The 14,401-nt window shown below is 73.7% G+C and carries 13 protein-coding genes; 8 read left to right on the top strand and 5 right to left on the bottom strand.

Annotated elements, in window-relative coordinates; genetic code table 11:
• Positions 1-314: 314 nt before the first annotated feature.
• The 3 genes from OG422_RS14575 to OG422_RS14565 form a co-directional block, all read right to left on the bottom strand.
• On the bottom strand, positions 315-1,187 hold the full coding sequence (locus tag OG422_RS14575) for an HpcH/HpaI aldolase/citrate lyase family protein (RefSeq protein WP_405743230.1): 873 nt from the start codon (positions 1,185-1,187) through the stop codon (positions 315-317).
• 5 nt (positions 1,188-1,192) lie between these two features.
• Positions 1,193-2,254: an HpcH/HpaI aldolase/citrate lyase family protein gene (locus OG422_RS14570; RefSeq protein WP_405743229.1), complete on the bottom strand. Its 1,062-nt coding sequence runs from the start codon at positions 2,252-2,254 to the stop codon at positions 1,193-1,195.
• Positions 2,255-2,446: 192 nt separating this feature from the next.
• Positions 2,447-3,394, bottom strand: a complete 948-nt coding sequence (locus OG422_RS14565) for an MBL fold metallo-hydrolase (protein WP_405743228.1) — start codon at positions 3,392-3,394, stop codon at positions 2,447-2,449.
• A gap of 284 nt (positions 3,395-3,678) precedes the next feature.
• On the opposite strand from OG422_RS14565, the gene OG422_RS14560 reads away from it, so the two are divergent.
• The 5 genes from OG422_RS14560 (at position 3,679) to OG422_RS14540 (ending at position 10,583) form a co-directional block, all read left to right on the top strand.
• Positions 3,679-3,966, top strand: a complete 288-nt coding sequence (locus tag OG422_RS14560; RefSeq protein ID WP_405743227.1) for a hypothetical protein — start codon at positions 3,679-3,681, stop codon at positions 3,964-3,966.
• Between the two features lie 161 nt (positions 3,967-4,127).
• Positions 4,128-4,700, top strand: coding sequence for a TetR/AcrR family transcriptional regulator (locus OG422_RS14555; RefSeq protein WP_143943023.1), 573 nt, complete (start codon positions 4,128-4,130; stop codon positions 4,698-4,700).
• Positions 4,701-5,550: 850 nt separating this feature from the next.
• Positions 5,551-5,682 carry a hypothetical protein gene (locus OG422_RS14550; protein ID WP_285229414.1) on the top strand — a complete coding sequence of 44 codons (132 nt, stop codon included), beginning with the start codon at positions 5,551-5,553 and terminating at the stop codon, positions 5,680-5,682.
• Positions 5,683-5,910: 228 nt separating this feature from the next.
• Positions 5,911-9,117 (top strand): lantibiotic dehydratase, encoded by a 3,207-nt coding sequence (locus tag OG422_RS14545; RefSeq protein WP_405743226.1) that lies wholly within the window; start codon positions 5,911-5,913, stop codon positions 9,115-9,117.
• Positions 9,114-10,583 (top strand): lanthionine synthetase C family protein, encoded by a 1,470-nt coding sequence (locus OG422_RS14540; protein ID WP_405743225.1) that lies wholly within the window; start codon positions 9,114-9,116, stop codon positions 10,581-10,583. The genes OG422_RS14545 and OG422_RS14540 overlap by 4 nt, the downstream gene beginning before the upstream one ends.
• Positions 10,584-10,682: 99 nt before the next feature.
• Here the strand turns inward: OG422_RS14540 and OG422_RS14535 are convergent, their stop codons facing one another.
• Positions 10,683-11,648 carry a helix-turn-helix transcriptional regulator gene (locus OG422_RS14535; protein WP_405743224.1) on the bottom strand — a complete coding sequence of 322 codons (966 nt, stop codon included), beginning with the start codon at positions 11,646-11,648 and terminating at the stop codon, positions 10,683-10,685.
• Between the two features lie 152 nt (positions 11,649-11,800).
• Between OG422_RS14535 and OG422_RS14530 the strand changes: the two genes are divergently transcribed.
• Entirely contained in the window at positions 11,801-12,361 is a 561-nt protein-coding gene (locus tag OG422_RS14530) for a DinB family protein (RefSeq protein WP_143940836.1), read from the top strand.
• A gap of 159 nt (positions 12,362-12,520) precedes the next feature.
• Here the strand turns inward: OG422_RS14530 and OG422_RS14525 are convergent, their stop codons facing one another.
• Positions 12,521-13,468, bottom strand: a complete 948-nt coding sequence (locus OG422_RS14525) for an NAD-dependent epimerase/dehydratase family protein (protein ID WP_405743223.1) — start codon at positions 13,466-13,468, stop codon at positions 12,521-12,523.
• 298 nt (positions 13,469-13,766) lie between these two features.
• Between OG422_RS14525 and OG422_RS14520 the strand changes: the two genes are divergently transcribed.
• The gene (locus OG422_RS14520; RefSeq protein WP_405747787.1) at positions 13,767-14,150 is read left to right on the top strand and encodes an SDR family NAD(P)-dependent oxidoreductase; all 384 of its coding nucleotides are present in this window, start codon (positions 13,767-13,769) and stop codon (positions 14,148-14,150) included.
• Complete coding sequence (locus OG422_RS14515; RefSeq protein WP_405743222.1) at positions 14,129-14,311, top strand: 3-oxoacyl-[acyl-carrier-protein] synthase III C-terminal domain-containing protein; 183 nt, start codon at positions 14,129-14,131, stop codon at positions 14,309-14,311. The genes OG422_RS14520 and OG422_RS14515 overlap by 22 nt, the downstream gene beginning before the upstream one ends.
• The last annotated feature ends 90 nt before the right edge of the window (positions 14,312-14,401 follow it).

Below are 14,401 nucleotides of genomic sequence, written 5' to 3'. Positions count from 1 at the left end.
ACTGGTGATCCACTAACAGCGCGCTAACGCCCCGCCACGGCCGGTACCCCCTGTCCACCAGGGTCCGCCACGGCCGGTACCCCCTGTCCACCAGGGTCCGCCACGGCCGGTACCCCCTGTCCACCAGGGTCCGCCACGGCCGGTACCCCCTGTCCACCAGGAAGGATGCGGTATCGCCGCTGAGCGTTCCCATCTGCCGCGATGGATCTGACGAGTGGTCTGACCCACGAGGTGACGAGTGATCTGACGAGCGAGGTGACGAGCGCCCCGCCCCATGGCCTGAGACCCGCCACCCCGCCCCGCCCCGTCCTCCGCTACCGTCCCGCGACCGCCTCCGCCAGGGCCAGGATGCGACGGGCGTCCTCCACATGGAGGTTCTCGATCATGCGGCCGTCCACGGTGACGACGCCGCGGCCCTCCCGCGTCGCCTCGTCGAACGCCTCGATGATCCGCCGCGACCGCTCGATCTGCGCCTCCGACGGCGCGAACACCTCGTTGCACGGCGCGACCTGCGCGGGATGGATCAACGTCTTGCCGTCGAAGCCGAGTTGACGCCCCTGGACGCACTCCGCCTCGAACCCGGCGAGATCCTTCACGTCGTTGAAGACGCCGTCCAGGATGACCTTGCCGCTCTCGCGGGCCGCCAGCAGCGCCAGCGACAGACCGGTCAACAGCGGTGCCCGGCCCGGGACATGCTCGGCGTGCAGCTCCTTCGCCAGGTCGTTGGTGCCCATGACCAGCACCGACAGCCGCTCCCCGGCCGCCGCCACCTCGCGCGCGTCCAGCATCGCCCGCGGCGTTTCGAGCATCGCCCAGACCGCCGTGTGATCCGGCGCCCCGGCCGCCTCCAGCGCCCGCTCCACCTCCCGCACGGTCGCCGCCGATTCGACCTTCGGCACCACGACGGCGTCCGGACCGGCCGCCGCGGCGGCCCGCAGATCGTCGGCGTGCCAGGCCGTACCGGGGCCGTTGACCCGGATCGTCACCTCGCGGTGGCCGTACGCGCCGGAGGCGGCGGCCGCGGCCACCCGCTCACGGGCGTCGGCCTTCGCGTCCGGCGCGACCGCGTCCTCCAGATCGAGGATGAGCGCGTCGGCGGGGATCGACGCGGCCTTCTCCAGGGCGCGGGCGTTGGCGCCCGGCATGTACAGCACGGAGCGGCGGGGCCGCAGCGTCGGACCGGTCACCGTACTCACTCCTCTCCGGCCGCGTCGTACGCGGCGCGCAGCTCGGGATCGCGGGCGGCGAGCGCTTCCGCCAGCTCGACCACCACCTGGCACTGCTTGAAGGTCGCGTCGTCCTGCATCTTGCCGTCGAGCATCACCGCACCGGTGCCGTCGCCCATCGCCTCGATGACCCGGCGGGCCCAGCGGACCTCGTCCGGCGACGGCGAGAAGACCTTCTTCGCGATGCCGATCTGCACCGGGTGCAGGCTCCACGCCCCGACGCAGCCCAGCAGGAACGCGTTACGGAACTGGTCCTCGCAGGCGGTGGTGTCCTTGATGTCGCCGAACGGCCCGTAGTACGGCAGGATCCCGTGCGCCGCGCACGCGTCGACCATCCGCGCGAGGGTGTAATGCCACAGATCCTGCTGGTACGTGGCCCGGGGCGCGTCGGCGTCCTGCGTGTCGGGGTCCTGGCGGACGAGGTAGCCGGGGTGGCCGCCGCCGACGCGGGTGGTCTTCATCCGGCGGCTGGCGGCGAGGTCGGCCGGGCCGAGGGAGATGCCCTGCATCCGGGGGCTGGCCCCGGCGATCTCCTCGACGCCTGCGACGCCGGTGGCGGTCTCCAGGATGGCGTGCACCAGGATCGGCCGCCGCACACCGGCCTTCGCCTCCAACTGCGCCAGCAGCCGGTCGATGTAGTGGATGTCGGCGGCGCCTTCGACCTTCGGCACCATGATGATGTCGAGCTTGTCGCCGATCTCGGTGACCAGCGTCAGCAGATCGTCGAGGACCCACGGCGAATCGAGACTGTTGATCCGTGTCCACAGCTGGGTGTCGCCGAAGTCGGTGGCGCGGGCGATCTTCACCAGCCCGTCCCGCGCCGCCTCCTTGCGGTCGGCCGCGACCGCGTCCTCCAGATTGCCGAGCAGGACGTCGACGGTGGGGGCGATGGCGGGGATCTTCGCGGCCATCTTCTCGTTGCCCGGATCGAAGAAGTGGATCATTCGGGACGGGCGGAACGGCACCTCCCGCACCGGTGTCGGCGCCCCGACAGCCAGCGGGCGGAAGAAGTCCTTCGGAGCGCGCATGCAGTCTCCCTGGTCGGATCGAGGGTTCCGGGGGGCCGCCCGCGCGCACGAACGCCGACGGCGTGCGGCTCACTCTAGAGGCGCGGCCCACGGACGCTACTGATCAGTATGTGTGCCGTTGGTCACCGCCTGCGCATGCCTCGACGGGCGGTATGCGCCGTTGCGGAGCGGGCTCCGGGGGTGGCTTCGGCGTCACGTACGGGTGCCGGCGGTGGGGGCCGGGCGGCCCGGGACCGGTATGAGGCGGTAGGTGTCCCCCTGTGCCCGGACCAGCCCGGCGGTGGGCGGCGGGAAGTGGGTGCCGAGGAGCAGGGTGTCGGTCCCGGCGAGGGAGGCGAGGAGTGTGCGCCGGGTGGCCACGGCCTGCTCCGGGTCGGTGTCCACGCAGCTGCCCAGCGCCGGGTGGCCCAGCTGGACGGGGTGGTGGACGCAGTCGCCGGTGATCACCGCCGTACCCGTACGGCCGCGCAGCTCCACGGCGAGGTGGCCCGGGGTGTGTCCGGGGGTGGGAAGGAGGCGTATGCCCGGTGCGATCTCGGCACCCGCGGAGGGGACGTCGACGAGGTCGAGCTGTCCGGCGTCGCGGACCGGGTGGACGGAGTCGCGGAACATCTGCCGCCGGGCGTCGTCCATCTCCGCGGCGGCCCAGTGGTCCCACTCCCGGCGGGAGGCCACATAGCGGGCGCGGGGGAAGGCGGGCCGCCAATCGCCGCCGTCGGCACGGGTGTTCCAGCCGACGTGGTCGGTGTGGAGATGGGTGAGGAGTACCAGGTCGACGGCGTCCGGCGGGAATCCGGCGGCCTCCAGGCGGGCGAGGTAGTCGGTCCGCAGGCCGTGCCAGGCGGGGTTGGCGCGGGTCTTGCCGTTGCCGATGCCGGTGTCGATCAGTACGCGCAGACCACCGATGGTGCAGGCGAAGGTGTGGCTGCTCAGGCGCAGCACGCCGGACTCGTCGGCGAAGTCGGGCCGCAGCCAAGGGGTTTGGTCGACCACCTCGGGTGTGGCGGACGGCAGCAGCCAGGGGCCCGTCCGTGGCGGCAGTGCCACCTCGTCGATGCGGTGCACGGTGACGCCGCCCAACTCCCACGCGGGCGCGGGGGGAAGGGGCGGACGGCCTGGCGGCCTGGGCTCGGCCGTCACGTCCCTCGCTTCTCTCGTCTTCCTCTCCTCCGGTGCGCGGCGGCCGGGCTCCGGTGGGGTCCGGCGGTACGGCGACGGCTGCTGGTGGGGCGAGATCTGCCGGGGTGTCGGGCTTGCGGGAACCATCTTTCGTGCCTCTCCCGTTCTCCGTAAAAGCTATCTGTTTGCGTTAGTCGACGCTAACGCCTACTCTCGACTAACGCAATCTTTTAGCTTTAGCTCGATCGGGTGGCGGGTGCGGGCCGGTCGAGCGGCTCCAACCGCGCTTGTACGGAGGGATGTTCATGGATCTCGCGGAGAACGCCGCGGCCGCCGCGACGGCCGCGGCCGACCGGGGCGACGGCCCCGGCTTCACCGCCGCGGAGGCCGCGCGGGCGGCGCTCCGGGCCGGGGTGCGGCTGCCGACGGAGCGGCACGCCGCGGTGGCGGCCGTTGCGCACCACCTCCACACCGTGCTCGGTCCGCTGCGGGAGCTCTCCGACGCCTGTGTACGCCTCTGCGCACCCGCCAACATCACCGGAATACCCGCCCTGACCTGCCGGTCGGCCAGGACTCCGCCGGGCTGCCCGTAGGGATGCAGCTGATGGGGCCTCCCCTGGGCGAGCCGGTCGTGCTGCGGGCCGGGCACGCCTACGCCGCTCGGTACGGGGACGGGGTCCCGGCCGTCGCGGCGGCGTGATGCCGGTCTGTGCGGGGCAGGCGGAACGCAATGACGTTGCTTTAAGGTGGCGGCATGAGTCCCAAGGCCAAGGCGCGCCCCGGTGGGCGCAGCGCGCGCGTCCAGGAGGCGGTGCACGCCGCCGTGCGGGAACTCGAAGCCGAGCAGGGCCGCGCCAAGCTGACCGTTCCAGCGGTCGCGGCCCGCGCGGGCGTCACCCCGTCGACGATCTACCGCCGCTGGGGCGACCTCCACGAGCTGCTGTCGGACGTCGCGGTCGAGCGGCTGCGCCCCGAGGAGCCGCCGTCCGACCACGGTGCGCTCCGCGCCGATCTGACCGCCTGGGCGCGGCAGTTCCTCGACGAGATGGCCTCGCCGCCCGGCCGCGCCTACATCCGTGACGCGCTGCTGGGCGACCCCGACGGCTCCAACGCCGGCCAGTGCTCGGCGTATGCCGCCGGGCAGGTCGAGACGATCCTCGCCCGTGCGCTGGACCGCGGCGAGACGGCCCCGCCCGCGGATACGGTCATGGACCTCGTGGTTGCCCCGATGATGTACCGCATCCTCTTCCGTCCGGACCCGCTGACCGCCGAATACGCCGACCACCTCGTCGATACGGCCCTCGCCGCACCGGACGAATCCGCCTGACGGCGACGCGAGTACGCGGTCGGACCTCGGGGGCTGTAGACCCGGAATTACTCCGGAAATACTCGCGCGCCGCACGGGCTGAGGAGCCAGGGGCCCGGGCGTTTCCCGTGCCGCTCGTGCACGGTAAATGTGGACGCGAATCATGAACGGCACATTACCCGCAGTAACGTCGAATCCACTTTGCGTGGCGAAGGGCTTCCTTCCTTACTGGTGAGTATGTGTGAGGTGTAGTCACCTCGCCCGCCGCTGCGCGCCCTCACTTCCGGACGCTCGTCATTCGCGGAAGTTTCGCGAGACGTGAATGCGGCGCCGAAGCCGCGGGATTTGTCAATGTCCACCCTCGGGCCGCCCCGGCCTGGGCGGACCCTGCCCCCGCCCGAACTGGGCTTTCCTCGGGTGGCGCCCCGCGGGTGCCGCCGGAAGTGGGGACGGGTGAACGTCCCTGAAAGAGGGCATGCGGGTTCCGTCATGTCCCTGGAGGGTGGCCGGGCGGGCGTACCAGGAAAGCGGTGGATTAATTCCGCGCAGGGGGGTGGGAAGTCCCTCCGATTCCGTTCCGTGAGTAATTTACGAATCAAATTCGACCGGGCCGCGGCGTCCGGTATTCGCCGCTTTGGACTCCGGGCTCGATAGCGAGACATGACCGGATGCGCGCGGCTGCACCAAGTAAGCAAGGCGTTAACTCTCAGAGAACTGTTGACAGTGCAGATTGGCCGGTCCTACGGTTACGGCGCCCGGTCACCTGGCTGGCAGCGCAGCTCCCGATAAAGGAAATGGGGATTTCCTCCCGCCCCGTGCATTTCCTTATCCGCCGCGCGCACCACTCAATTCCCACGACAGGAGAACTGATATGCCCGCCGCTCTGCTGGAAGACTTCGACCTCGACATCCAGGACCTCTTCGAGGGCGAGGCCGACGACGCGACCGCCGCCAAGGCCGAGAGCTCCGGTTCGACCCTCTGCTGCACCCACTGGGGCTGCTGAACGAACGACAGCCCGGGGCCCGCGGCGTCATGCCGCCCGGCCCCGGGCTCTTCGTGCTGTTCCGGCAGCGGTCCGGCTCCGGGGTCCGCCGACCCCGTGCCCATCAAGTTTTTCCGGCAGCGGTTCCGGTGCCGGTGCCCGGTCCGCGCCCCAGGAGGCGTCTTCCCGGTCTTCGTGGGGCTGTGACGCCGACCGGAAAGACACCCCCTACGTGAGGAGCGCGTCGAGGTGCCCCAGCAGCCCCTGTTCCAGCCCGCCGGTATCGGCTTGCTGCGGGCACCGGTCCACCCGGTGGGAGCCGACCGCCGGGCCGGTTCCGGTCCCGGGGCCGACGAGCACGGTGACCCGGCCGCCGCCCTGCGTGGCCTCGCCGCCGACCCGCTGTTCCGCGAAGCCGTCGAGGTCGCCAGCCCCTCCCTGGCCGGACTGCTCGCCCGGGTCGTCGACGCCGGACAGGACGCCGACCCCGCCCGGATGCGCCGGGCCGTACGCGCCCTCGCCTCCTACCGCCTGCGCATGAGCAGCCGTGCCACCCCGTTCGGGCTGATGGCCGGCGTCGCCCCGGTCCGCTTCGACGCCCCTGCGGGCTCGCCCGCCCCCGCCGTGAGCTCTGTGGCCCGTCTCGGCGCCGCGCACCGCCGTGCCGTGCGGCCCGACCGCGCCTGGCTGACCGGCCTGGTTGCCGACTGGGAACGCCGCCCTGCCGTCCTGCGCCATCTCCATGTCGTGGCCAACGCCCTGTGCCAGGTCCGCGGCGACCGTCTGGTCCTGCCCTATCTGCCACAGACCGGGGAAGAGGAGAACACCGAGCGAGGCTCCCGGAACGTTCAGGGAGCCAGCCTGAAAAATTCGCGGGTGGTGGCCGCCGTACGGGAACTGGCGCATCGCCCGGTCCTCGGTTCCGCGCTGACCGGGCACCTGCTGGAGCGGTTCCCCGGCGCGACCGAGGAGGCCGTCGACGGTCTCCTCGCCCAGCTCGTCGCCAAAGAAGTCCTGGTGACGGACGCCCGGCCGTCGCTGGAGGAGACCGATCCGCTCGCCCATGTCCTCCGCGTCTGCGCGCGCGTGGATTCCGGCGCTCTGCCCGAGTACGGCGAACTCGCCGCCGTACGGAAGGAGATGGCGTACTACGCCGGACGCCCCTTCGGGGAGGGACGCGCCGAACTGCGGGCGGTCACCGACCGGATGCGGCGGCTGCGACCGGGCGTCCACCTGCTCCACGTCGACGTGGCGCTCGACGCCGAAGTGCGGCTGCCCGCCGCCGTCGCGGAGGAGGCCGCTCGTGCCGCCGCGCTGCTGTGGCGACTGTCCCCGGACGACGGCGGCCCCGCCCACCTGCGCGAATACCATCAGGCGTTCCGGACGCGCTACGGCATCGAGCGGGACGTCCCGCTCACCGAACTGCTCGATGAGGGCGCCGGCCTGGGCGCACCCGCCGGATACCGGCGCCCGGCGGGCACCCGTACCGCCCCGCACCGCGAACCGGACCAGGACCGCGACCGGGTGTTCGCGGCGCTCGCCCAGGAAGCGCTGCTGACCGGCGCATCCGAGGTGGTGCTGGACGATGACCACCCCGCCGTACGCCGCCTCGCCCGGGACGGCGGGCGGCCGCCGGAGTCACTGGAACTCCTCGCCGCGGTGATGGCGCCGGACCAGGAAGCCCTGGGGCAGGGGGAATTCCGGCTCGTCCCGGCCAACTTCTCCTCCCCCGCCGGACGCCTGCCCGGCCGGTTCGGCTATCTCTTTGACGGCCCGGACGCCGACGGCCTCGCCATGCCGGCGCGGACCGGTGGCGCGGCTGCGGACACCGGACCCCTGGCCGCGCAGGTCGCCTTCCGGCCCGGCCGCCCGCGGCTCGGCAACGTCGCCCAGTCCCCTCGATGGCTGGACCGCCTCCTGCCGGTCGGCTGCTTCGCCGACCCCGGCGACCCGGCCGTCCTCGACCCGCGCGACCTGGCCGTACGCGCCGACCTCACAGGGCTCCACCTGGTGGAGCGGGCCACCGGCCGACTCGTGCGGCCCACCGTCTTCCACGTCGTCAACCCGGAGTGGGACATGCCCAACATGGCCCGCTTCGTCTGCGAGATCGTCTACAGCGGACGCCGCCGCTGGCAGATGTGGGACTGGGGCGGCGCCGCCGTCCTGCCGCACCTGCCCAGGGTTCGCTACGGCCGCACCGTGCTGTCCCCGGCGCGCTGGCGGCCCGACGAGGCGCTGCGCGAGACGGACCTGCCGTTCGCGCAGTGGTGGGAGCGGTTCCATGCCTGGCGGACGCGGTGGCGGGTGCCCGACCGGGTCCAGGTCGGGCGGGCCGACCGTTTCGTCGGCCTCGACCTCGACCGGCCCGGCCACCGGCGGCTGCTGCGGCATGAACTGGTCCGCGACGAGCACTGCGTCCTGCGCGAGACGCCCGCCGACGCCGCCGGCCTCCCCGACGGCTGGCTGCGCGGCCCGGACGGTCCGCACCACGCGGAAGTCGTCATCCCGCTGCGCGCCGCGCCCGGAGCGGAGGCCCCGGACGGGAACCCCTGGGCCACGCGCCGCCCCACGCCCCGCCGCTCCCCGGGCGCCGTCCACCTCCCCGGCGGCGACTGGCTCCACCTCTCCCTCTACGCCCCGGCCGACCGCCACGAGGAACTGCTGGCCACCCATCTCGCCCCGTTCCTCGGGGAGTTGCCCGACGAGGTGGACCGCTGGTTCTTCCTCCGCTACACCGACGACGGCGGTCCCCACCTGCGGCTGCGCTTCCACGGCCCGGCCACCGCGCTCGCCCGCGATCTGCAACCGCGGCTCCACGAAGCCACCTCCGCACTGCACGCCGCCGCTCTGACCCGGCGGGCGGTCTGGGACACCTACGACCCGGAGCTGGAGCGTTACGGCGGCCCGGAGGTGATGGAAGCCGCCGAGCGGGTCTTCCACGCCGACAGCGTCGCCGCCCTGGAGCATCTGCGCCGCCGTCACGCCCGGCGCGAGCGGACCGAACCGCTGCTGGTCGCCGCCGCGGGCTTCGCCGACCTCGCCCGCGCCTTCCACCTCACGGAGGGAGAGGACCCGGCCGACGCGCAGCCTTCCGCGGGCGCCGACTGGCTGCTGCGGGCGATCCCCAAGGACGAGGGGCGGCAGCGCGGCTTCCGCGACCGGCGCCGCCAGGCCCTGCCGCTGATCGACCCCTACCGGCCGGGCCCGGCCGGTGACGCCGACGACGCACTGCGCACCCTGTGGCAGCGGCGTGCCGAGGCCGCCGCCCGCTACGGCGCCCTCCTCCGGGACCTGGGGGAGCGCAGGTGGTCGGACCCCGACCACGTCCTCCGTTCCCTGCTGCATATGCACCACAACCGCCTCATCGGTATCGACCGTCCCACCGAACTCCTCGCTCACGCCGTCGCCCGCGGCGCCGCCCAGGCCCACACCGACCGCAGGAGGCACGGCCGATGACCCCGCCCCCGCCCGGGACCGCCACCTCGGCGGTGCGTTCCCGCGCCGCCGAGGTGGCATACGAGATCGCCGGAAGGCTCGCCGACCCGGAGCGCACGGCCGAAGCCTTCCCGGACCTGGCCCCGCTGGGCCTGGACCACGGCTACCCGGCCCTCGCCCTGCTCCACTCCGAACTCGCGCACGGAAAACCGGAGTTGCGCGGCGCCGCCCACGCCCACCTCGGTGCGGCCGCCGCCCGCCTCTCCGGCCGGACGGCCCAGGGGCTCTACCACGGCGCACCGGCCCTCGCCCTCGCGGCGCACGCCGCCCGCCGCACCCCGCACGACTACGCCGCCCTGCTCACCCGCCTCGACGCCGCACTCGACCGCCTCGTCGACCGTGCCCTGGAACCGGAGCGCGCCCGCCTGGACGCGGGCCGCCCCGGGGTGTCGTTCCTGCGGTTCGACCTGATCAGCGGCGTCAGCGGGCTGGCCCGCCTGCTGCTGCTCCGGCGCGAGGCCCACGAGGACGCGCTCGCCGAAGCCCTCGGTCACCTCGTGCGCCTCGCCCGGCCTCTGGTGCTGGACGGCACGTCCGTACCGGGGTGGTGGTCGCCCGGCGGCCCGCGCACCCCCGGAGGCGTCGACCCGCAGTACCCCCGAGGCCATGTCAACTTCGGCCTCGCGCACGGCATCAGCGGCCCCCTCGCCGTGCTGTCCGCCGCGCTGCACGACGGCGTCCCCGTCCCCGGGCTGCACGAGGCCGTCACCGGCCTGACCGCCGAACTCCTCGCCCACCGCACCGAGGGCGGCGGCTGGCCGGCGCTGATCCCCCTGGAGCGGTACGGCGCCGAGCCGCCCGAGCCGGGCCGTACCGCCTGGTGCTACGGAACCCCCGGCACCGCCGCCGCCCTCCACCAGGCCGGACGCGCCCTCGGCGACGCGGGCCTGTGCACGCTCGCGGCGGACGCCCTCGCCGACGACCTCGACCGGCCGCGCGGGGTGGCCGACCACGCTTTCTGCCATGGCCACGCCGGTCTGCTGCACCTGTGCCACACGCTCACCGAGGACACCCCGCACCCCCGGCTCGCGGCCCATCGCGATGCACTCGCCGCCCGGCTCGTCGCGGCGTACGACCCTGAACTCCCCTACGGGTTCCCGGGGGCGGCTGCCACGGAGAGCCCCGACCTCCCCTACGGGTCCCGGGGCACGGCCGCCGAGGAGGGGCCGGACGACCCCGACCTCCCCTACGGGTCCCGGGGCACGGCCGACCCGGAGGAGCCGAACGCCCCCGACCTCCCCTACGGGTCCCGGGACGCGGCCACCCCGGACGGCCCGGCCACCCCCCGTCCCGTGGTGGCCCCCTCGGCAGCCCCCGCCGGTCCCGGCCTCCTCACCGGCGCCGCCGGGATCGCCCTGGCCCTCCACGCCTACGCCACCGACGCTCCGCCCCGCACGCCCTGGGACGCGGCCTTTCTGCTGCGCTGAGGTGGACGGGCCGATCGGGCTCACGAGGCCGGGGCCGCGTCCGACGGGTGCCCCGCAACGATCCCGGCGGGCCGGGGCCGGGCCGGGCGGATCGGGGCCTCATCCCTCCTCCGCCGCCCGCCCGAACCGCGCTCCCAACTCCCGTACAAGATCCCGCAGTTCCGGCGGCCCGACGACCTGGAACTCCGCCCCGAGCGTCCCCAGCACCATCGCCGGCCACTCCAGCGCGTCCGCCGCCAGCACCACCCGGCAGCGCCCGCCGTCCGCCTCCTCGACCGTGCCCCACCGGCCGACCCGCGCCCGCACCGTCTCCGCCGGAGCGTCGACCAGCGCCTCGGCGCGGTACGGGCCCGGCCGGTTGCTCAGCCCGGCGCGGACGAACGCGGCGGCGTCCTCGGCGGGCAGCTCACGTGGCCGGAACCGTTCCCCGGTGCTGCGCGGCCCGGCCATCCGGTCGACCCGGAAGCTGCGCCAGTCGTGCCGCATCAGGTCGTACGCGACGAGGTACCAGCGGCGCCCGGGGCAGACCAGCCGGTGCGGCTCGACATGGCGTTCGCTGTGGCGGCCGTCGGCGGCGGTGTACGAGAACCGCAGCGCCTCCGCGTCCCGGCAGGCCAGCGCCACCACGGTGAGGATTTCCGGGTCGACGCCCGCCGCGGCCGGGCCGCCCCAGTCCGCGGGCACCGTCATCGCACGCAACGCCTCCACCCGCCGCCGCAGCCGCCCCGGCATCACCTGCGCCACCTTGGCCAGCACCCGTACCGACGACTCGGCGAGCCCCTCCACCGCGCCCTGCGCCGCCGCCTGGAGCCCGACGGCGAGTGCCACCGCCTCCTCGTCGTCGATCAGCAGCGGCGGCAGCGCCGCCCCCGCCGCGAGCTGGTAGCCGCCGTCGACGCCGCGCCGCGCCTCGACCGGATAGCCGAGCTCCCGCAGCCGGTCGATGTCCCGCCGCAGTGTCCGGGCGGAGACCCCCAGCCGGTCGGCCAGCTCGGCGCCCGGCCAGTACCGGTGGGTCTGGAGGAGGGAGAGCAGCCGCAGGGTCCGGGAGCTGGTGTTCGCCATGCCTGCGATTCTTCCCGGTATTGCGGACGGAAAGTGGCCGCAATACCTCCTAACGTGGTCGACGACCGAGGGAACGAACCGCCCGGCCGCTTCGACCCGACGAACCGGCCGGACGAACGGACCGGACGAACCCACCGACGGAGGGCGCGATCATGACCGCGGAACACCAGGCCACCACCGAGCAGCACGCCACCGAGCCGACCGCCACCGGGGAGCACGCCGACCTCCTGGCCGCCCTCGCCAAGCAGCGTCACTTCCTGCGCTTCACCGCCCGCGACCTCACCGACGAGCAGGCCGGAGAGCGCCCGACCGCGAGCGAACTGTGCGTGGGCGGCCTGATCAAGCACGTCACCTCGGTCGAACGCGCCTGGGCGGGCTTCATCGTCGACGGCCCCTCCGCCATGCCCGACTTCACGAAGATGACCGAGGCCGACTGGGCCCGGCGTGCCGACGATTTCCGCATGCTGCCCGGCGAGACGCTGACCGGCGTCCTCGACGCGTACGCCGAGGTGGCCGACCGCACCGACGAACTGGTCGCCTCCCTGCCGGATCTGAGCGCCGACCAACCGCTCCCGAAGGCGCCGTGGTTCGAGGCCGACGCCCGCTGGTCGGCCCGCCGGGTGGTGCTCCACCTCATCGCCGAGATCGCCCAGCACGCCGGGCACGCGGACATCATCCGCGAGACGCTCGACGGCGCGAAGAGCATGGGCTGAGCGCGGGCCACCACGACAGCGCACCGGGCCCATGCCGTACGTGGCAGGGGCCCGGTGCGCTGTGGGCTCGGTGCGCTGTGTGGCGCGCGTCGTCAGGACGGGCGCCCCTGACCTGCTCCTCGGGGCGCCCCCGATCCGATCTCCGGGGCGCCCCGGAGATCACTTCCCCGCGGCCCGCTCCAGGCGGCCGCGCCACCAGTCGACCGTCGCCCCGATCTGCTCGTCGATGGGTGTGGGCCGGACCGTGAACTCCGCCTCGTAGGCGCTCGCGTCCATGACGAAACCACGGTCGAACTGGTGCCGGACCTCCTTCAGTTCGCGGAGCACCGGGGAGAACAGACCCCCGATGACCAGCGCGAACGGCGGCACCTTCCGCACCTCGACCGGCTCGGTCCCGGCGTGCCCGGTCAGCCGCTCCACCATCTCCCGGGCCGAGCGCGCGGTCGACGTCGGCACGTGCCAGGCCCGGCCCAGGGCCCGTTCCTCGCCCGCCACCTCGACCATCGCCCGCGCCACATCGGGGACGTAGCTCCAGCTGTGCTCCGCATCCGGATCGCCGAGCGCCGAGACCGCCTTGGCGGCCAGCAGCCGCGGCAGCACCCGCCCGGCCAGATGCCCGCCGTCGGTCACCCCCGGCCCGAAGAAGTCCGAGGCCCGCACCTCGACCGCCCGGATCCGCCCGGCGTCGTGCAGCTTCTTCGCCTGCTCCCAACCGGCGGCGCGCACCCGCCCCTTGACGCCGGTCGCCGCCAGCGGCAGATCCTCGGTCAGCGGCCCTTCGACCGGCCCGTACCCGTAGAGGTTCCCCAGCATGACGAGCACCGCGCCGCTGTCCTCGGCCGCCGCACAGACCGACGCGACGAGCCCCGGCCAGTCACGCCCCCAGCGCTGATAGGGCGGCGCGGCGCACTGATGGATCGCCTCGGCGCCCCGCACGGCCTCCTTCAGCCCCTCGGCGTCGGCCGCGTCACACGCGACGTGCTCGATACCGTCTTCCGGACTCCGGCCCGTCCTGGTGACGACCTTTACCGTGTGGCCCTTCTCGACGAGCAGCTGCGCAGTGGCCGCACCGGCGGGCCCGTACCCCATGACGACATGAATGCTCACGCGGGCACAGTAACGCGCGGGGGTACCGGTGGACTCCGATAAGGAAGAGGGAAATCCGCAACGGCCTTTACCGGCAGGCTTATTCGGCCACCTCAGCCGTACCGGCCACCTCATCCGCCCCGGAAGCCCCGTCGGACCATGGGCTCCCGGGCGCCCGCCCGTCGCCAGTAGGGGCGGCCTAGGGGTCATCTAGGGGTCTCCCGAAGGGCCTTGCAGGCGTGAGGAGTTACCTCAGCTGAGCCCGGTCGTGAGGAGCACGTCGTGGGCAGCGCATCATGAGGAGCCCCCATTGAAGAGTGTGCTGGTGACCGGTGCCGGGAGCGGCATCGGGAGCGGCATCGGGTGGGCGTCGTCGCTGCGGCTGGTCCGTGCCGGGTACGAGGTGTTCGCCGCTGTCCGTACGCCGCAGGAGGCCGCGCTTCTCATGCGTGAGGCGGGTGTGGACGGCGTGGCGCGGCTGCGTGCGTTCCCCCTCGATGTGACCGATGCCGAGGCGTGTGCGGTGGCGGTTGCGGAGGTCGGCGAGCGTACCGGCGGCGGGCCGTGGGGCCTGGTCAACGCCGATGCGGCGGTGGTGGCGCGGGCGGTGGAGGAGACGGGTTCGACCTGGTCTGCGTGCACCAGCCGTCCGTGCCCTTCGTCGGCACCTTCGGCGAGTGGATGGACGTCCCGGAGGACCTGATCGTCCCGACCTTCGCCCGCACGGGGAACGTCGCCGCCGCGACCCTCCCCCTGCAACTCGTCCGCGCCCGCGAACTGGGCCGGCTGCACCCGGGGTCGCAGGTGGCGCTCTTCGGCCTGGCCAGCGGCGCGATTACGGGGATCGTGCTCGTCAACTGGTGAGCCACGCCTGCCGGTTCACCCCTGCGGCGCCGCCCGTGCCCGATGGCGCCCCCGGTGGATGCGTGGGCGGGCCGGGACCGGACGAACCCG

Source organism: Streptomyces sp. NBC_01525 (assembly GCF_045040405.1).
Taxonomy (GTDB): domain Bacteria; phylum Actinomycetota; class Actinomycetes; order Streptomycetales; family Streptomycetaceae; genus Streptomyces; species Streptomyces benahoarensis.
This window is presented reverse-complemented; position numbering and strand designations above follow the sequence as displayed.

Coding starts and splice junctions, on each gene's coding strand:
- OG422_RS14560 (WP_405743227.1), top strand. CDS start 3,679: ATGGATCTCGCGGAGAACGCCGCGGCCGCCGCGACGGCCGCGGCCGAC.
- OG422_RS14570 (WP_405743229.1), bottom strand. CDS start 2,254: ATGCGCGCTCCGAAGGACTTCTTCCGCCCGCTGGCTGTCGGGGCGCCG.
- OG422_RS14555 (WP_143943023.1), top strand. CDS start 4,128: ATGAGTCCCAAGGCCAAGGCGCGCCCCGGTGGGCGCAGCGCGCGCGTC.
- OG422_RS14550 (WP_285229414.1), top strand. CDS start 5,551: ATGCCCGCCGCTCTGCTGGAAGACTTCGACCTCGACATCCAGGACCTC.
- OG422_RS14515 (WP_405743222.1), top strand. CDS start 14,129: ATGGACGTCCCGGAGGACCTGATCGTCCCGACCTTCGCCCGCACGGGG.
- OG422_RS14530 (WP_143940836.1), top strand. CDS start 11,801: ATGACCGCGGAACACCAGGCCACCACCGAGCAGCACGCCACCGAGCCG.
- OG422_RS14535 (WP_405743224.1), bottom strand. CDS start 11,648: ATGGCGAACACCAGCTCCCGGACCCTGCGGCTGCTCTCCCTCCTCCAG.
- OG422_RS14540 (WP_405743225.1), top strand. CDS start 9,114: ATGACCCCGCCCCCGCCCGGGACCGCCACCTCGGCGGTGCGTTCCCGC.